Genomic DNA, 18,290 nt, shown 5'->3' with positions numbered 1-18,290 from the left:
GAACTCAGTAGTGAAACGCAATCGCGCCGATGATAGTGTGGGGTCTCCCCATGTGAAAGTAGGTCATCGCCAAGCGCCTAATTTCTCTTCTAAGAGAGCAGATAGCCCGTTACTCACGTAACGGGCTTTTTTGTGTCTGATTGTTAAGTGAATTGAGTGCAACTAAAGACAGTGTGGACGATATGCCTATGTAAAAGTAGGTCATCGCCAAGCGCCTAATTTCTCTTTTAAGAGAGCAGATAGCCCGTTACTCACGTAACGGGCTTTTTTGTGTCTGTTTGTTAAGTGAATTGTGTAGCGTAAGAAAGTGCGGACGATATGCCTATGCACAAATAGACCATCGTTAAGTGCATAAGTTTTTCTTAATAATAAGTGACATAGACATGATTTTTAACGCTATTTGCTTTTTAATAAGATGAATTAATATCTTGTGCTTAAGGTATGATCATGAATGTTTGGGATAATTTCATTACATTCATTATAAGATTGGGTCGCTTTATTATTTAGAACACGTTCGTTTAGGTATTTTTTTGCTGATACCTCCGCAGCACAAAAGCGTATATAGATAGGTAGTTGTAAGTTTTGTGCTGCACTTTTGTTGAGCTTGTTTTATTTTGTTTGGGCACAATAATGATCTGGTTAGCATATACTGAATTAGGTTATTCAAATTTTGAATTTGGGGTTATATACTTTGCGAATTGATGACTACCACTTGGTAGGGATTAGCTAATATAATGCATAAATTAACAGAAGCTGCAGTGAATCGCTGGCAGCAAACTATCGATCTAGCAGCCAAAGCATTACATTCATCTGTATATGTCGTTTCTGTTGATGAACAAAGCCTATTAATCACATCTGAACATCAGATTGAATTACCTTGTGATTCAGTTTCTGAGTTTACCCATTTAGTGGTTAAAGAATGCAAAAGTCTTATCAAAGATTTTAATATTTCAACGTCACCGCTTAACGTAATCCATTCCGATTTTTGTCACCAAGACAAACGTTATAAGCTCTATAGTCTTCCTGTATATTTTGGTAATGACAGAGAGGGTCAAGTCATTTCATTTATATGCTCAGTGTGTGAGTTAACCCATGATTCACAACAAGTTGATGCGACTTTGCTTATGGCTGCCCAAAGTTTGTCGTTTCAATGTGAATTTGATGAAAATGTCCATTTAAACGGGATTAATTTACAGAATTTTATTAACGCTTTTGAAGAACATATCTGGATTAAGGACCTCTCTGGTCAATATGCTGTTTGTAATCAAAGTGTGGATATAGCTTGGAATAAATCACATTCTGAAATTATTGGCCAATATGATCACGATTTATTTGATTCTGATACGGCTGACTCCTTTGTTCAAGGTGATAGGCAAGCTGAAATAGAAGGAAAGCCAGTTGTTGTCGGAGAATGCGAACGGGTTGATGAAAATAACAAGCGACATTGGTTAGAAACTACAAAAGCGCCGCTCTATGACAGCCAAGATAAGCTGGTCGGTATTATTGGTATTACGCGTAATATTGCTCGACATAAAGAAACCCAAACGCAACTGTTATTAGCTGAAAGTGTATTTGAAAACACTGTTGAAGGCGTCTTAGTTACAGATCGCGACGGCAATATCACTGAGGTGAATGCAGCATTCAGTAAAATAACTGGATATGAGCGTAGTGAAGCATTGGGTCAAAATCCAAGAATTTTAAACTCTGGCAAACACGATTCACTATTCTTTTCAAAAATGTGGAATACCTTACTTGTAAAAGGTAAGTGGCATGGTGAAATTTGGAACCGACGTAAGTCAGGCGAAATCTTCCCTCAGTCAGTCACCATTAATGCGATTTACAGTCAAGAAGATAAAATTAATTACTTTGTCGCAGTGTTTGCTGACATTTCGACTCAAAAGCGTAATGAAGAAAAACTCGCTAATCTTTCTTATTACGATACTTTGACGCAATTGCCTAACCGGTTATTGTTTAGGTCAATTCTACAAAAGCGGGTTGAAAAAGCATTACATCAGCAAACACAATTAGCAGTCGTATTTTTTGATATTGATTTCTTTAAACATATCAATGACAGCTTAGGGCATGACGTTGGGGATAGATTATTAATCGAAGTAGGCGAAAGGTTATCTCAACTTAGTGGTGAGCATTGTATTGTGGCTCGACTTAGTAGTGATGAGTTTGTACTTCTACTGACTGATATTCATCAACATGAATTAATTTTACGTAAGATTAATAAATTAAAATCTATGATCGAACAACCTTTTAAGTTCGATGATAGGCCGCTTATAAGAGTTACGCTAAGTATGGGCGTGTCAGTATTCCCAAATGACACATTAAACTTTGAACAGCTATTACAAAATACAGATACAGCGTTACACATTGCTAAACAAAATGGACGTAACAATGTCACTTTTTATGATTCAACTATGACGCTCAATTCTGTTGAACATTTAAAAATTCAAAGTGCTCTGCACGAAGCTATTCAAGAGAATCAATTTCATCTTGTTTATCAGCCCAAACTATCTCTGCTTGATAGTAAACTTGTCGGTTTAGAATCATTGATCCGTTGGCAACACCCAGAACATGGTGTCATTTCACCTGCTGAGTTTATCCCGATTGCTGAGAAAACTGGATTAATTCATCAAATCGGTTTAATGGTATTAACGATGGCTTGTAAGCAAGGTAAAACCTGGCTTGAAGCAGGTTATCAATTTGGTCATTTAGCGGTAAATGTAGCGAGTTTGCAGTTTCAACGTTCAAGTTTTATTGACGATGTTGAAAAGGTGCTTGCTGACACAGGCTTTCCTGCTAATCGACTTGAACTAGAAATCACAGAAAGTTGTATGATGTATGAGCCTGAGAAAGTCATTAACGATCTAAAGCGATTAGGAAATATGGGTATTCAGTTATCTGTTGATGACTTTGGAACCGGATATTCATCATTAAGTTATTTAAAAAAATTGCCGATCAATGTACTAAAGATTGATCAATCGTTTGTCGCGGATATTCCTGATGACAGTAACAATACTGCGATTGCTAAAGCGATAGTTGCGATGGGGCATGCATTAAAACTGACCGTTATCGCTGAAGGTGTGGAAACGAAAGAACAAGCTGCTTTCTTGTTAGAAAATGGATGCGACCAAGCACAAGGTTACTTTTTCAGTAAGCCACAATTACCAGCAACCCTGACCCCAATACTGCCCCAAATGTAATGGTGTCTTGCATCGGTGTCATCTTCGCATTATTAGCCACTAATACCATGCTGTCATTCTATTATTCTGAACGCTTTTTAGTCAGTTAGGCATGAATAAATCTGAGTCTAGCTGACTAATCTGCCTTAAAATATCAACAAAAACCGTGGCCAAGTCTTGATATGATAAGTTACTTACATGTGGCTTTAATCCTTCTATAGACATTCTAAGACCACTTTGTTGAGCAATATTTAGTAAAGTAAGCTTTTCTGAGATTGATGTTTTCTCAACCTCAGAAAGCGAGTTAACCGCAGCATGAATATGATCATCTGTTATATCTAGTATGTGTAATTGATGCGTTAGCCGCCTATGGTTATCAGTCTTATTCCATTGGTTGACTTTAACATTCCTGGCAGATAAACAGACTTCAAATTGCATGCTAACCTCTATTTCCTTTAGAGCGGCCACGTTGTGGATGATTATCAGGCACTGCAACCAATTCATCATCCATTAGCTGGCACGTTGCTTCCACTTCATCTCCGTCTGGGGTTGTAATGGTGACGACATCGGCTTCATTTTTGTCCTCACAGATGTCATACGCTTCTTGTGGCGGTTTACGCATTTGACGTTCAGCAGCTTCAGTCATCAAGCCGGATGAGAAGCACAAAACCAGACTCAATACGGTAAAGCTTTTAAGTGTTTTAATCATTTGAGTTCCTTATCGCCTTAAATTGATAAACACAGTAACAATCAAGTATGTAGAAAATGTGCAGATTTTATGGAGTTTTAAAGGTTTGGTAGTGGGATTTGTGTAAGCTATATATACTGTTGAACTGTTTCCTAATTTATCCGTTAATTTATCAAGTTATGTGCTTGATTCAAAATGTAGATGCAATCATTTAGGGTAATTTTATAGAGCTTGTTGGGTTTGGTTTCATGAAGATATCTCAAAAACTTTTTTTAGCATTCATTGGGCTGACCAGTATTGTTCTTATCGCAACCTTATCACTTGCGAGGTGGAGTTTTGATCAAGGCTTTGTTAATTACATTCATTCCTTAGAAGAAGAACGGTTACATACATTATCCAATTCTTTTTCTTCTTTATATGGTCAATCAGGCCAAAGTTGGGATAACGTCTCTGTACAACAATTAAATACCTTGTTAAGAGTGTTTTCTGCAGACCCATTAAAGTTAGTTACCAATGGTGACAGGAAATTACCTCCTAGACCTCTTTTCGTTGATGCTATCAAAGGCGTTGATTCGGGTCCTGAAGAAAGAGTAAGGCGTGGGCCACCACCGCATTTACGAGATGCTAGAAAAGCAGGGCCGCCCAGAAGACTAGGCCCACCAACATCAATATATAATCCAGCGGGTGAGCGTTTAGCTGGTGATGCATTTGACGATATTGATGGCAGCATCAGCATGCCTGTTTTATATAACGATGAAGTCGTTGCCACGTTATACAGTAACCCTATTTTTGAAGTAAATAGTATTTCGGCTAAGGCGTTTGCGAAGCAACAATTATGGACCAGCATTTGGATAGGTCTACTTTGTTTATCGTTAGCCATTATTATTTCATGGCTATTGGCACGGGTGTTACTTATGCCTGTAAGAGAAGTTGTAAAAGGGATATCTCATTTATCTAAGGGGAATTACTCAGAACGCTTTAATTTAGACCGTCAAGACGAACTGGGGCTGCTAATGAATGATATTGATCACCTTGCTGTGACTTTAGAAAATACACGCAGTGCCAAAAATCGTTGGTTTGCCGATATCTCACATGAACTGCGAACGCCATTGAGCATTCTTTGTGGTGAAATCGACGCTATAAAAGCTGGCATCCGGCCTTTTAATCAACAGCAACTGACTTCACTAGAGCAGGAAGTGATGCGAATTAAGCATTTGGTTGACGACTTATATCAGCTTTCTTTATCTGATGTTGGCGGCTTAAAGTATCAGTTTGAGTCTCTTAATATTACCCAATGTATTAATGAAACATTAATATCACTAGAAGATAAGATCAGTGAAAAAGACATCGCAGTGAGTTTTACCGCTGATAAGCCCATTTTTATCACTGGTGATGCGATGAGGCTTCGGCAATTGTTAGCCAATGTGATTTTAAACTCAGTTGCCTACACTGATAGCCCAGGGCACCTATCTATAGACCTCATCACTGAGAAAGAACGTTTATTGATTGTATTTAATGACACAAAACCGTCTGTCGATGCATCAGAGTGCGAACTTTTATTTGACCCTCTACATCGGCAAGATAGCTCACGAGTTAGGCGAAATAATGGTGCAGGTCTAGGTTTAACGATTAGCAGAAATATTGTTGAGGCTCATGACGGGCTGATTAGCGCAAGACCATCTAATTTAGGTGGCCTATGTATTGAAATTGTTCTACCTTTGCAAAAAGAGTCATAAAAAATAATGAGTACAGATTACCCTAATATGAAAGTGTTAATTGTTGAAGATGAACAAAAAATTGCGCAAGTACTCGTTGATTTCCTTGAGTTAGAAGGCTTCGAGACTCAGGTGTTAAATGATGGGCTTCACGCTGTCGAAACCATTAAAAATGGCAATATTGATTTTGTTATTTTAGATCTCATGTTGCCTCATAAAGATGGTTTAACGATCTGCAAAGAAGTACGCCAATTCTCATCTATTCCTTTATTAATGCTCACGGCAAGAGTAGATGAAATTGATCGCCTTATCGGATTAGAGGTTGGCGCTGACGATTATGTATGTAAGCCGTTTTCAGCCAGAGAAGTCGTTGCCAGAGTTAAAACTATTTTACGTCGGATAGATGTTGAACCTAAAATTAGTGAAGATGAAATTGCTTATAAACATATTTTAATCAATATCCAGCGCTTTAAGTGTTTTGTTTCGAGTGTCGAAGTGGAGTTAACCCCTGTCGAGTTTCGACTACTACAAACCATGTTAAAACGTCCTGGGGTAGTTCATAGCCGTGATAGTTTAATGCAAGTTTGTTATGTCGATGACCGCGTAGTGAGTTCTCGTACCATTGATAGCCACATTAAAAACCTAAGAGCCAAACTAACAATGCACCAAACTCAAATTGACTTACTTCATTCAATTTATGGTGTGGGTTACAAAATAGAATAAGCCCCTTTGAAAACAATTTCATATTCTCAGCTTGTTTACTCGCTCCTAGCGCTTGTTTTGTTTAGAATAGCCAACAATATTTATTATTCCCTTTAGCCATTGCTATATTGGGATACGTTGACTGAGGCGGACTGTTTTTCTGCCTAGGAGCTTTAATGCAATTGTTTGTAAAAGATTTAACCGTTATTGATTTCTCTTATTTGTGTCCAATTCGCGGCATGGTGGGAGAAAGCTGGATTGTCGATGTATTGCTTGATGGCGGTCTGGATGAGCAGAATATGGTTTTGGACTTTTCAAAAGTTAAAAAAACCATTAAAAATACCATCGATGATGTCGCAGACCACCGCCTATTAATTCCTACAGCATGCAGTGAAGTGAGATGGCAGCAAAAGGGTGACAGAGTTTGGATGGATTTTTCAAGCCAACAAGGTGACATTCATCTTGCGTGTCCGTCACAAGCATTTGCACTTGTGCCTACCGAAGTGATTGACTTTGAAAGTGTTAATTCATTCTTAATCAAAGCGCTACGTGAAGCTTTACCTGATAATGTTGAAGGTATTAGCTTAACGCTTCGTAATGAAGTGTTAGATACGCCTTACTACCATTACAGTCACGGTCTTAGAAAGCACGACGGCAATTGCCAGCGTATCGCCCACGGACATCGTAGTCCAATTACTGTATTTGAAAACGGTATTGTAGCACCTAAATGGGATCAATATTGGGCCGATAGATGGCAAGATATATATTTAGGAAGTGAAGAAGATATTGTTGATCTCAGCACTCTGTCTTTATCAAAGCAAGCTAAAGTGAATGATGCAACTCATTACGGCTTTCACTATCAAGCCCCCCAAGGTGACTTTCAGCTTGCTATGCCTAAATCTTGCTGTGACATCATTCCCCATGACACCACAGTAGAGTTATTGGCACAATTTTTAGCAGAGTCTATGTCAAAACAGTCACCTGAGTCAGAATTTAAAGTGATTGCCTTTGAAGGTATTGGCAAAGGTGCTATTGCTGTTAAGTAGCTTGTTTTACAAAGCTTAATAGAGTCAAGATGCTCTATTAAGCTTTATACATTTTTCAAATCAACATCCCCTGATTAGTTCTTTTTAGCCTTACAAGAATCCTTTTATTCTCTTTTTAATCTATCTTTTATCTAAAAAGAGTGCTGTCTTGAATGGGTTAACTTTCGCTCATGATTAACAGTTTGAATCTATTAGTTTAAAACCATACTATTGTATAAATTGGCTGAAGAGATGCCTATTCGTTAATTCTTTAACGACCTGAATCTAAATAGAATACATACACACTAGGAATGCATCGTACATGTCTGACAATAAATGTAAAAAGTTTTGTGTGCTTTCACTGCTGAGTGCTAGTTTTATCGCTTTTACCGCTCATGCTCAAATCCAGCTTCAGGGACAATTTGAACAAGGTGCACTGATCCGAGGCGCTGTTCCTGAAGGTAGCGTTGTAAAACTTAATGGCGAAGCGATTCAAGTGACGCCTCAAGGTAAGTTTGCGTTTGGGTTTGAACGAGATGCCGCTAAAGAGCAAATGCTCGAAGTGGTATATCCGGACGGATTAACTGAATTAAAACCAATGACGGTCAAAGCAAAAGAATACAAAATTGATCGCGTCACTGGCATCAGTAAAAAAATAATGAAGCCGAATCCAGCTGCACAAGAACGCGCTGCTAAAGATGCGAAACTAACCCGCACGGCAAGAAATACATTTAGTGAACAAACGGCGTTCATGCAGGATTTTATCTGGCCTGTTACAGGGCGTATATCAGGGGTTTATGGAAGCCAGCGTGTATACAACGGTAAACCAGGCAATCCGCATTATGGTGTGGATGTGGCAAGACCAACAGGAACCGTTGTTGTTTCACCTGCCGATGGCGTGATTACTCTAGCTGAACCTGACATGTTTTATTCAGGCGGCACGCTTATTATTGATCATGGTTATGGTATTAATTCTACATTTCTGCATTTAAGTAAGTTGTATGCCAAAGTCGGTGATGTAGTGAAACAAGGGCAAAATTTAGCTGAGATTGGTGCAACAGGACGCGCTACTGGCCCACACCTTGATTGGCGCATAAATTGGTATCAAATGCGTTTAGATCCTGTCACCGTCGTGCCACCGATGTCAGAAATATTAGCTGCTGAGAAAGCTATAAAAGAATAATATTATCGATACAAATATTGATATAAATAATAAGTTAAGCCGCTGCTAAGTTTAGCTATTTATCACAGGGCGATGTAAGGAGATTATTATGAATAAATTATTGCTCGCCCTAATAATACCGATTTATTTGTTATCAGGTGTCAGCTTAGCATCGGAAAAAGCAAAAATGAGTGTAACTTATTTGCCTGCAAGTAAAGCTGATTTACGTTATCAAGGTATAATAAAAAGAAGTGAAATTAATCAGTTAGTACAAGCATTGGCTGAAACCTACTTCACTTTTAACAATCCTCTGCAGATTGAGTATGGGAGCCAAGATGGCCCTTTATATGACCCCAACTCTCACACCATTCACATCCCGTACTCATTTATCGTCGATTCAATAGACTATTTTAGCCAAAATGCTTATATGGCCGAGCTTGCTGACTCAGCGGAGCAAGCCGCAGTTGATGCGTTATTACATACGCTACTCCATGAGATTGCTCATGCTTATATTGCTGATAATGGTATTCCAATATTGGGCAAAGAAGAGGATGCTGCAGATAACTTTGCCGCTATTATCATGCTTAATTATATTGATGCTGGCGATGATGCCTTACTCAATGCAGCAGATTTGTTTGCTTTAGAATCAGAGCACCGCCCTGATTTTTATGAGCTAGGTGAGTATATCGATGAGCATAGTTTTGATTTACAAAGGTACTTTTCAAGCCTGTGTTTAGTCTATGGCTCTGAACCAGAAAAGTATCCGGCATTACTGAATGAAATTGAAAAGGATTATCGAGTTGATAGAAAGTCGTTTTGTATTGAACACTTTCAAGTCATAACAAAAAACTGGCAAGGTTACTTTGCTCATTAAATAAACCTATCCTATTAAATACATGTTAAACATTAGCCACAGGGTCAGGCTTACAAGTTTGTGGCTAGTGTTTTTGTATGACTAATGGCGAATAAAGTAAGACCTTATTGCTCACTAGCAATAATAGTTTCAATGCTATGAGGGTGAACTTTAATACAAATACCGTCTTTTTTAAAAGCAACCGTAGGGTTTGCTAATCGCTCATTATCACCTTGAGGTGAGCTTAACTTCACTTTGATATCAGTTTTTCCTTCAATAATAGCCGTTATTGATGGGACTTTTCTTGATAAATCCGAGATGAGTGCTTCACAAGTGGTTGCTGTAGTGGGCAAGACAAGTTCAATATGCTCCCAGCCTTCTTGAGGGTAAACCTTATCTGAAGGAAAGGGCAGTTCGACACATGGCACGCTAGCACCATTTAATTGCATTGGTGTATGTAATTTTATGATTAGGATAGGACGACCGTTAATCATATTGTTTGAGATCACTTGACCAGCTTGTTCAAATGCGTCAACAAGTAATTCAGCTTTCTCTTTGCTATTAACTCTCAGGGCGCAATGATCGCACTTTAGAGCTAAGTCTGCTAAACCTAATTGATGTAGGAAGTGAGTGATACGCTGGTTAAATTCAGGCCAGCTTTGCTGTAACTGAGCATAATTCATTAGGGATCCTGAAGGTGTTTTTATGGTTATAAGGTGGAAAAACGACGAACTGGCTAAGGCCAAATTTCAATGGGAGTTCCTTCTTCGATAACTAGCCACAATTCGTCCATCTCTTTATTCGTTACAGCAATACAGCCGTTGGTCCAATTAAACTGTTGCGCTTGCTCAGGTGTTAAAGGTGAGTTGGGGTTTTGGCCATGGATCATGATCATGCCACCAGGACTGACCCCTAAGGCACTTGCTCGCAGGCGATCTTCTTCATTTGGGTAAGAGATATGGATAGATTTATAAAAAGCACTATCAGATTTTTTATAATCTAACGTGTATCTTCCTTGGGGCGTTCGTTGGTCGCCTTCTTTAAGCTTATGTCCTTGAGGGGTATCGCCCATGGCAATGCGGTAGGTTTTTAGCTTTTGACCCTGATGGTAAATCGACATACTTGATTCAGATTTATTCACCACGACGAGGTCTACTTTTGCTTTAATAAGTTGATCGACTGAAGCATTGACGAAAGTAGGCGTGATAATGGCGAGCAAAAAGAGGTATTTAACCAAGTACATGAAGTCTCCAAAAGCAGTTTTTTCGATATGTTTATTATTAATAGTGTTAACATGAGGTTAATTCGTTAAGCAATCTAGCAGAAGCATCAATAATTGTCATAATGAATTTATTATTTACAAAGATAATACCGTATTTTTCATATTATGCGGTACTTAATTAATGGTCATTTTTGAGTGAACTATGACGTCAGAAGAAAAGCAAGACACGCCATTAAAACGGCATATACGCTCTGTCATATTTGGCACGGAAACTAAGCTAGGTCGATGGTTTGATATCGGACTCATCATTTGTATTTTATTCAGTGTATTACTGATAATTTTAGATACCATCGACAGTTATCATCAACAATATGGCCAAGCAATTTACTATGCTGAGTGGGCGTTTACTTGGCTATTTACGATTGAATACTTGTTGCGACTTTATGGCTCAATCAATCGCTGGGCATATATGCGTAGTTTTTACGGTATTGTCGACTTACTGTCGATTTTACCGAGTTTTTTAGCATTGATATTCCCAGGGGCAAACGTCTCATTAGCGTTCAGGATATTAAGGCTATTTAGGGTATTTAGAGTATTAAAATTATTGCGCTACCTCAGTGAAGGAAACTTGCTACTAAAAGCGATGATTCAGTCTCGCAGGAAAGTGTTTATTTTCTTCTTTTCAGTGAGCTTGATCATAATGGCATTAAGCGTCGTAATGTATGTGGTTGAAGGACCTGGAAATGGGTTTACTTCAATTCCAAAATCGATGTATTGGACCATAGTGACTATCACAACCGTTGGTTATGGCGATATCACGCCACAGACTAATTTAGGTCAGGCGATTGCTTCACTTACCATGCTAATTGGTTATTCAATTATTGCGATTCCTACAGGAATATTAACCGCTGAAATATCACATGAAATGGTTGCTGAGCGAGATTTAAGAAAGTGCAGCAATTGTGGTACTCGTGGCCATAATTTACAGGCTTTATTTTGTCATCACTGTGGTAGTGAATTAGAGCAACATCAATCAGAAGGGAAATCATGACCGAAGCTAAGTTTGTTCAAGGGTCGATTTTAAAGCACATTTTAGTCATGAGCTCAACGGCGGCAGTGGGAATTTCAGCGCTGTTTGTGGTCGATTTATTAGATATCTTTTTCTTAAGTTTATTGGGCGAAGTGGAGTTAGCTGCTGCGGTTGGCTATGCTGGTGCTATTTCATTTTTTACGACATCAATCGGCATAGGGTTGTCGATAGCACTGGGTGCACTGGTATCGAGAGCCGTTGGTGCTAAGAACATGGTTCTGGCTAAAAGGATGCTATTAAACAGTGCCGTTGTCTCGTTAATCACCAGTGTATTTGTAGCCATTACTGTATTTATTTTTATTCCTGAGTTACTTGCATTGGTAGGAGCTACTGGCGAAACCGCTGTACTTGCTGAGAGTTATCTTCGCATTTTAGTTCCTTCTTTACCTTTTATTTGTTTAGCGATGGCGCTTGGTGGGGCACTAAGAGCCATCGGTGATGCTAAGCTCTCTATGATGTCTACACTTGCAGGTGGTGGGGTTAACTTAGTCCTTGATCCTATTTTCATCTTTGCATTAAGTATGGGAATTGAAGGGGCAGCTGTAGCGTCAGTATTTGCTCGTATTGCGGTATTTGTTATTTCTGCTCGCGGCATTGTAGTTAAACATAAAATGTTGGGTAAATTTAATCGTCAACATTTTGTGGAAGATATTCGAACTATTTTTGCCATTGCTTTACCTGCAATGCTAACCAATGTGGCGACACCGATAGGTAATGCGGTAGTAACTAAAGCCATTGCAGACTTCGGTGATAGTTATGTAGCTGGTTGGGCTGTGTTAGGACGATTAATCCCTGTGTGTTTTGGGATGATTTTTGCTCTTAGTGGCGCAGTGGGGCCAATTATCGGCCAAAACTATGGCGCACTTGAGTTTGGCCGAGTCAGAGAAAGCTTAACAAAAGCCATTCAATTTTGTGTGGTATTTGTATTAGGTGTGTCGATTCTTTTATTTGCCCTTAAACATCAAATTGTGTCGGCATTTGATATGCAAGGAGAGGCTGAGGAACTGATTTTATTCTTTTGTAATTATATCGCTATCTTCTTTATATTTAATGGCATTTTATTTGTTGCTAATGCTTCATTTAACAATTTGGGTAAAGCGAAATACTCAACTTTCTTTAATGTAGGTAAAGCTACTATAGGTACAATTCCATTTGTGTATTTTGGCGCCCAAATTGGTGGGGTGTATGGCGTACTGATTGGACAGGCGGTTGGCTCTATTTTATTTGGTATCGGTGGGGTTTGGGTTGGTTATCGACTCATTGATAAAATTACCAATAAAGAGCATGAACAAAAACTGCATCAACAAGCCCAACAAACCGAAGACAGTGAAATAGAACTGGAAATGAGTCCTAGCTCTTCACCGCAATCGTCATCTTATGTGCATTTAGCCCAGTTAAATGAAGAGCCTTTGTGTGAAGAGATTATTCGAGATGGTGATTTAGACAACCCTTTATCATCAAAAGATAAGTAACTTATATTTCAAAATAAGGCCTATTAAATAATAAAGCCCAGAAACTATGACGTTTCTGGGCTTTATTTTTATCTAATTAGATAACAAATACTGCGGTTATTTTTCTTCAGCTTGGGCTTGTTCAGGCGAGGCTTCAGCTTGTGCCGCTTCAGCTAATTTCTGCTGCTCTTCTAATTCCATTTGAGCGCGAACGGCTTTCGAGATATACCCTACTTTTGGATTTTTTTGTGGGTTATCTTTAACGATTTTATTTTGCTTCGCTTTAGCCCGCTTAGCGGTCTTTTTGATCATTTGCTGTTTTCTGTTCATGGGACTTGCTAACTCGCTTAATGGTGCCGGTGGCACTTTACTGTCTAACTCACAACTACAAGAGTGCCTCATAGTTGCTTTAAATGATTAAGCTAAGTTTAGCTCAAACTGGCTGCAGGATATAGTTAAACTACTTATATAATCTATTGTGGGCGAATAAAGCAGTGTTGAATCAGTTAATGCTGCTTTTAATTAAGCAATAGGATACTTAGCTATAGATTAATGGGTGTTTGAAGTTAAGGCTTAATTAAAAGTTGCGGCTGAATTTTTCAATATCTTCAGCAGTTGCGCCGTCATTGCATTCGCCACGGATTTCTCCACGGCCTTCACTCACACTTCGGTTAAGGATCATGTAACCTTCTTTACAGTAACCAGTCATGTCGATGGTTTTTTGTAAACCGACTTCAACTTGTTGACCCCAAAGCTCTAATCGTTCTGCACGTTGTTCTTGCTCAATGGCATAACTTCGTGCGTTTTGGCGGCGGCGATCGATTCTTTGTTGATGGGGGAGTGGGTCTTCAATGCCACGGTCACTTGCCGTTGCAACTTTTGCTTTGTAAGTAAAAAGCTTAATACCTTCACCTTTTATGGAAGTGCTAAATTTATCTTTGAATTGTCCTGCATAAGCTTCAGGCTCCAAAGGGGCAGAAGTACATGCAGTTAATAAAACAATACTGATTGCAATAGCAAAAATCTTTAGCACCTGAATATCCCTTTACCTATTTCTAAAATCAACTGGGTCTATTAAAAACGAAATTTATTTTTATTGATAGTTATTTATAACGAATTGAGCACTTCGGTATTGGTGAGAAGAGTGTCAATTAACAAGGTGTTATCCCGCCTGTAAAGAAGCTATATGGCAGTCTACAAAAGTAAACTGCGACCATAGGTTTTACTGACGTTTTGACTATGCGTATTGCTTTTCTAGGTAAGCAATAATGTCATTGGATTCATACATCCACTGAGTTTTTCCATCTTTGTCTATTTTTAAGCAAGGTACTTTTAGTTGGCCACCTTGCTCAATGAGCTGCTGCTTATTGGCATCTTGTTTGGCATCGACAATCGCTATTTCTAAACCTTGTCTGCGAATCGCACGGCGTACTTTGACGCAAAATGGACATGCCGCGTACTGGTAAAGGGCTAAACCTTTTGTTTGCTCATCGATTTTTGCTTGCTCTGCAACTGGGCGCTGACGTTTTTTACCTGGAAATATAAAGTTAGCTAATAAGATAATACGACCGAGGATCCAACGAATAACAAACATACTGCTTCCTTTTTAAACTGGATGAATCAATTTAATTATATTTGTGGATGAATGCAGCATATAAAAGTGCACTTACATTCAAATTTAGCGACAGTTTACGTGATGTTATTCACAGATAATAGTCACTTGTGAGCCTTAACGTGTTTATCCTTGCAGGTTAAGGCTCAATTGCATTACCAGGCTTTGTTATACGGCAATGTTAATTAGCATCTAAAGTAAGTATTGCCTGTGCTTCTGATTCTTCCATATGCACCCGGCTTTCAAGAATGAACACTCTACTTGGGTCAATCAGTGCTTGCTCAACCAAGTAGGTTTTAACCGCTTTAGCACGTTGCTGGGCAAGTTGACCCAGTGCAGATTCACTAACGTTTTGTTGATTTAGCGTTAAGTTATACAGCGCGATATGCCATCTTGTTGCTAGTTCTTCTGCTGTAATTTCTGGTGCTTCAGCTTGTATTTGTTGTTTGATGAGTTGTGGATCTTGTTGAGTTTCATTTTGATATAGGTTCATTAATGCTGTCACTAACTCACCTTGAGTTGGAAATTGACTCGCAGATAAATTGGCTGGCAGTTCACTTATATCGAGCTTGGCGAGTGCAGCTAGTTTACTGTGCAGTTGTTGCTGCTGCAGCGCTTGTTGGTCGTTAACTAAATCAACGCTACCTTTAATGTTTAGCATCAATAATGGACGGTCATTCAGTGCACTTGCTAGTTTACTAAGCGTCGATTGTTGATTGGCATCAATGATGGCTTGACCATATTCAAAACTTACCTTATCCATTTCTTCATCACTATCAACAAGACCTGCAAGTAACGAAAATGGGGCCGTAATCGCTTTAGTTATCACATTGGTAATGGCCGTCATGATGATGCTGCCAAAACTAAAGCTTGGAGAATCCAAGTCACCATCTACATTGACACCTAAATCAATCACCCCGTGCCTGTCTTGTAATAAAGCAATAGCTAGGGTGATTGGCAGTGAGGTCGCGAGTGAACTATTACTTGGCTTACCTAGCTGTAACTGATCAACAACTAAATGATTGCTACCGACTAATTGATTATTTTCAAGCTTGTAGTTAAGAGCCAATGAGAGTTGGCCTTTATCAATATAATATCCAGCATAGGTTCCTGAATAAGGATTGATTGAGGTTAATTCTACTTTGTTAAAAGCAAGATTAAGATCTAGATATGGATTAGCAAGTAACGGGTTAACATCCCCTTTTAAAGTGACAGGCGCATACTTATCAATTTTACCTTTAAGACTCACTGATGCTCTTGTTTGTGGATTGGTTGAAATTTGGGTGATTTCGCCTGTTAGCTGCTCAATACCTGAAGCAAAATTAGGTGTAAGTGAGTTATCCGCAAAGAAAGCAGAGCTCTCTTTTAATCCGATACGGTTAATGCTAATAGCGAAAGCTGGCTCAGTTGAGCCTGTTGAACTGAGTTCGACATCAATAGGCGCTTCTTTTGACGCCGTGTCTGATTGGTCAATATCTTCAACCCCCTTACTGGCTGGCTGTACGATTAAGTCAGCAATATTTGTACTTCTGTCTTCAGCAATGACTAAGCGACTAAATAACTGGTTAAATTGGATTTCATCGATTAATAATGATCTTGCTAAATTATCGAATGTAAGCTGGTTTATCTTCATTGCATCCCAGTTTAGTAAGGGCTGCTTTAATACGTTATCTTTTATTTTTAAATCTAATACCGATGCTTGCCCTTTAAAAATGAGCTTTTGCTGATTGTTGGCACTTACGTGGCCCTTTGTATTAAATAAACCATCCTCTAAGGTGATATTCATAAAAGGAGCAATGTAAGGTTGTAGCTTGGTGAGATCCATATTCTGGTAATCAATATCAGCTTCAATGCTCATCAAGTTTGCATCGATCTGGCCTTGTGAGGCGAACTGGCTTTGGTCGTTAATCGATAAATCAAGTTGATAGTCAATCGGCACAGATAAATCTGATTTGATAACACCTGTTGATAAATTGATATTGGATATCTTCCAGAAATTACTCGTTTTGTTTGCCACACTTTCTGTGAGTTCAAACTGGTAATCATTAAGTTTGAATTGATGTAGCGTGACCAGCCATTGTTGCGCGCTGTTGTTATTGTCATGGCTCTTGAGATTATTGGGCGTAGCTTGGTTATCCGGTGCGTTATCTTTACTGTGTGTATTAACTGCTTGCTGCTGTTTAGGAGTGAACAACTCAACTAAGTTTATTCGTTTAGGCGCAACCGTTAACCAAAAGTCAGCATTGTTGGTTGTTAATAATGGGATATCGATGAGTTTTTCTTTAGAAGAAGCACTAAGACCTTCTAATGCTAATAAACTTATGGTTGCGACATTACGTTCAGTATCTTTTGTGACGATATTATCAAGTGCAATATCAGTATTAGTGAGCTCAATATTAACGGGTAATTCTGATGAGTCAACATTTGCCTCAAGTTGAGCGGCCACTGGTTCAGAAATGGCAAAATCAGTTGAAACATTCAAGTTTGCTGACGTTAATGACACATCAAACATACTGTCAATGAATGACCAATATTGCGGCAAAGTAATTTGAGTCAATGTAACCTGACCATTGGCTAATATAGGCGACAATTGAAATTGAGTGTTTAACGCTAAAACGCCTTTTTTATCATCAGTGATAGACAGGCTAATTTTATTTGCATCGACTGAATTAGCCAGTAAGGCATCGGTTTTAATCAATTGACCGTTAATTGTGATATTAGGGTAGGTAAGGCTTGATTGTGTTACCTTATCGTCAAAGTTAACACGCGCTTTGTTTAACTCAAATCGGTTAAGGTGAAGTGCTATCGGCGTTGCTTGATTGTCGCTTTCTGTTGGTTCCGAACTGTTGTTATTAGCCGCTAAAGTATCGAGAATATCGGAAAAGTTAAATTGATTTGAAGGGGTATTTAGGCGAGTGACTGCCCACTGGCTTCCTTCAATAGTGAGATAATCTAAGGTAACGTTAAGATTAAATAACGACTGCCAAAAGAGAAAATCAACCGATAGCGTTTCGATAGAAATGAAGTCAGTTGTGCTGTCTTTCTCCGCAATAGAAAAACCATGTAAGCTGGCTTCAAAAGTAAATGGGTTGATTTTAATATCTTCAAGGCTTACTTGTCTGCCAAGTTGTTCCTCAAGAATTTTTGGAAGCTGTTTTGAGGCAATAAACGGAACCAGTAAGCCTAAAGTCAAAATAAATAATAAGTAAATAAATGAAATTGTTATCGCAGCCTTCTGGTATCGAGGGCGATTTGAATAGGCGAGCTTCATTTTAGTCAACAACGACATCATAGTACGACTGCTTCTTTTGGTTTTAGACAGTGAATATTTTGACATTTTATCTAATTTATCGTTCAGTTACTTGCTTGTTTAAATATTTTTACAAAAAAGATTCACTTTTGTTTTTAAATGGACAAAAGTAGTATTTCAATTTAAGCTAATGTATTAATGAGATTTTTATTTTAAAATTGAGCTGACTGTTCTGCTATAACAGTAGAATGAACTCTCATCTGACTTATTTCGCAATTGAGCTGTATCATTCAGTAGCGATAAAGGATGGCAAGTGAACAGCAACAACA

General features: G+C 38.6%; 16 protein-coding genes. 8 read left to right on the top strand and 8 right to left on the bottom strand.

Features of this window, described 5'->3' with window-relative positions; all coding sequences use genetic code 11:
- The first annotated feature begins 734 nt into the window (after positions 1-734).
- Positions 735-3,212, top strand: coding sequence for an EAL domain-containing protein (locus AN944_RS19440; RefSeq protein WP_055026309.1), 2,478 nt, complete (start codon positions 735-737; stop codon positions 3,210-3,212).
- A gap of 81 nt (positions 3,213-3,293) precedes the next feature.
- Here AN944_RS19440 and AN944_RS19435 read toward each other — a convergent pair whose 3' ends face one another.
- Positions 3,294-3,629 (bottom strand): hypothetical protein, encoded by a 336-nt coding sequence (locus AN944_RS19435; protein WP_055026308.1) that lies wholly within the window; start codon positions 3,627-3,629, stop codon positions 3,294-3,296.
- A 1-nt stretch (position 3,630) separates the two neighbouring features.
- A complete protein-coding gene (locus tag AN944_RS19430) occupies positions 3,631-3,900 on the bottom strand; it encodes a hypothetical protein (RefSeq protein WP_055026307.1) in 270 nt (89 codons plus the stop codon).
- Positions 3,901-4,127: 227 nt separating this feature from the next.
- Here AN944_RS19430 and AN944_RS19425 point away from each other — a divergent pair, with 227 nt between their 5' ends.
- From AN944_RS19425 to AN944_RS19405, 5 genes are all read left to right on the top strand, one after another.
- Positions 4,128-5,615: an ATP-binding protein gene (locus AN944_RS19425; protein ID WP_055026306.1), complete on the top strand. Its 1,488-nt coding sequence runs from the start codon at positions 4,128-4,130 to the stop codon at positions 5,613-5,615.
- 6 nt (positions 5,616-5,621) lie between these two features.
- Positions 5,622-6,317, top strand: coding sequence for a response regulator (locus tag AN944_RS19420; RefSeq protein WP_055026305.1), 696 nt, complete (start codon positions 5,622-5,624; stop codon positions 6,315-6,317).
- Positions 6,318-6,472: 155 nt separating this feature from the next.
- Positions 6,473-7,342 (top strand): 6-carboxytetrahydropterin synthase, encoded by an 870-nt coding sequence (locus AN944_RS19415; protein ID WP_055026304.1) that lies wholly within the window; start codon positions 6,473-6,475, stop codon positions 7,340-7,342.
- A 301-nt stretch (positions 7,343-7,643) separates the two neighbouring features.
- On the top strand, positions 7,644-8,504 hold the full coding sequence (locus AN944_RS19410; protein ID WP_055026303.1) for a M23 family metallopeptidase: 861 nt from the start codon (positions 7,644-7,646) through the stop codon (positions 8,502-8,504).
- 88 nt (positions 8,505-8,592) lie between these two features.
- Entirely contained in the window at positions 8,593-9,357 is a 765-nt protein-coding gene (locus AN944_RS19405; RefSeq protein ID WP_144430231.1) for a DUF4344 domain-containing metallopeptidase, read from the top strand.
- Positions 9,358-9,461: 104 nt separating this feature from the next.
- Here the strand turns inward: AN944_RS19405 and AN944_RS19400 are convergent, their stop codons facing one another.
- Positions 9,462-10,019, bottom strand: coding sequence for a VOC family protein (locus AN944_RS19400; protein WP_055026302.1), 558 nt, complete (start codon positions 10,017-10,019; stop codon positions 9,462-9,464).
- Positions 10,020-10,072: 53 nt separating this feature from the next.
- Positions 10,073-10,579 (bottom strand): murein L,D-transpeptidase family protein, encoded by a 507-nt coding sequence (locus AN944_RS19395; protein ID WP_055026301.1) that lies wholly within the window; start codon positions 10,577-10,579, stop codon positions 10,073-10,075.
- Between the two features lie 181 nt (positions 10,580-10,760).
- On the opposite strand from AN944_RS19395, the gene AN944_RS19390 reads away from it, so the two are divergent.
- Positions 10,761-11,609, top strand: coding sequence for an ion transporter (locus tag AN944_RS19390; RefSeq protein ID WP_055026300.1), 849 nt, complete (start codon positions 10,761-10,763; stop codon positions 11,607-11,609).
- A complete protein-coding gene (locus tag AN944_RS19385) occupies positions 11,606-13,120 on the top strand; it encodes an MATE family efflux transporter (RefSeq protein ID WP_055026299.1) in 1,515 nt (504 codons plus the stop codon). The genes AN944_RS19390 and AN944_RS19385 overlap by 4 nt, the downstream gene beginning before the upstream one ends.
- A 96-nt stretch (positions 13,121-13,216) precedes the next feature.
- Here the strand turns inward: AN944_RS19385 and AN944_RS19380 are convergent, their stop codons facing one another.
- The 4 genes from AN944_RS19380 to AN944_RS19365 all read right to left on the bottom strand — a co-directional run bounded on the left by AN944_RS19380 (position 13,217) and on the right by AN944_RS19365 (position 18,003).
- The gene (locus AN944_RS19380) at positions 13,217-13,429 is read right to left on the bottom strand and encodes a DUF2986 domain-containing protein (protein ID WP_055026310.1); all 213 of its coding nucleotides are present in this window, start codon (positions 13,427-13,429) and stop codon (positions 13,217-13,219) included.
- 247 nt (positions 13,430-13,676) lie between these two features.
- A complete protein-coding gene (locus tag AN944_RS19375) occupies positions 13,677-14,132 on the bottom strand; it encodes a hypothetical protein (protein ID WP_055026298.1) in 456 nt (151 codons plus the stop codon).
- Between the two features lie 204 nt (positions 14,133-14,336).
- The gene (locus AN944_RS19370; protein WP_055026297.1) at positions 14,337-14,693 is read right to left on the bottom strand and encodes a glutathione S-transferase N-terminal domain-containing protein; all 357 of its coding nucleotides are present in this window, start codon (positions 14,691-14,693) and stop codon (positions 14,337-14,339) included.
- Positions 14,694-14,892: 199 nt separating this feature from the next.
- Positions 14,893-18,003 carry a DUF748 domain-containing protein gene (locus AN944_RS19365; protein WP_055026296.1) on the bottom strand — a complete coding sequence of 1,037 codons (3,111 nt, stop codon included), beginning with the start codon at positions 18,001-18,003 and terminating at the stop codon, positions 14,893-14,895.
- Positions 18,004-18,290 lie beyond the last annotated feature (287 nt).

The organism is Shewanella sp. P1-14-1, assembly GCF_001401775.1.
Lineage (GTDB): Bacteria > Pseudomonadota > Gammaproteobacteria > Enterobacterales > Shewanellaceae > Shewanella > Shewanella japonica.
This window is presented reverse-complemented; position numbering and strand designations above follow the sequence as displayed.

Coding starts and splice junctions, on each gene's coding strand:
- AN944_RS19440 (WP_055026309.1), top strand. CDS start 735: ATGCATAAATTAACAGAAGCTGCAGTGAATCGCTGGCAGCAAACTATC.
- AN944_RS19435 (WP_055026308.1), bottom strand. CDS start 3,629: ATGCAATTTGAAGTCTGTTTATCTGCCAGGAATGTTAAAGTCAACCAA.
- AN944_RS19430 (WP_055026307.1), bottom strand. CDS start 3,900: ATGATTAAAACACTTAAAAGCTTTACCGTATTGAGTCTGGTTTTGTGC.
- AN944_RS19425 (WP_055026306.1), top strand. CDS start 4,128: ATGAAGATATCTCAAAAACTTTTTTTAGCATTCATTGGGCTGACCAGT.
- AN944_RS19420 (WP_055026305.1), top strand. CDS start 5,622: ATGAGTACAGATTACCCTAATATGAAAGTGTTAATTGTTGAAGATGAA.
- AN944_RS19415 (WP_055026304.1), top strand. CDS start 6,473: ATGCAATTGTTTGTAAAAGATTTAACCGTTATTGATTTCTCTTATTTG.
- AN944_RS19410 (WP_055026303.1), top strand. CDS start 7,644: ATGTCTGACAATAAATGTAAAAAGTTTTGTGTGCTTTCACTGCTGAGT.
- AN944_RS19405 (WP_144430231.1), top strand. CDS start 8,593: ATGAATAAATTATTGCTCGCCCTAATAATACCGATTTATTTGTTATCA.
- AN944_RS19400 (WP_055026302.1), bottom strand. CDS start 10,019: ATGAATTATGCTCAGTTACAGCAAAGCTGGCCTGAATTTAACCAGCGT.
- AN944_RS19395 (WP_055026301.1), bottom strand. CDS start 10,579: ATGTACTTGGTTAAATACCTCTTTTTGCTCGCCATTATCACGCCTACT.
- AN944_RS19390 (WP_055026300.1), top strand. CDS start 10,761: ATGACGTCAGAAGAAAAGCAAGACACGCCATTAAAACGGCATATACGC.
- AN944_RS19385 (WP_055026299.1), top strand. CDS start 11,606: ATGACCGAAGCTAAGTTTGTTCAAGGGTCGATTTTAAAGCACATTTTA.
- AN944_RS19380 (WP_055026310.1), bottom strand. CDS start 13,429: ATGAACAGAAAACAGCAAATGATCAAAAAGACCGCTAAGCGGGCTAAA.
- AN944_RS19370 (WP_055026297.1), bottom strand. CDS start 14,693: ATGTTTGTTATTCGTTGGATCCTCGGTCGTATTATCTTATTAGCTAAC.
- AN944_RS19365 (WP_055026296.1), bottom strand. CDS start 18,003: ATGATGTCGTTGTTGACTAAAATGAAGCTCGCCTATTCAAATCGCCCT.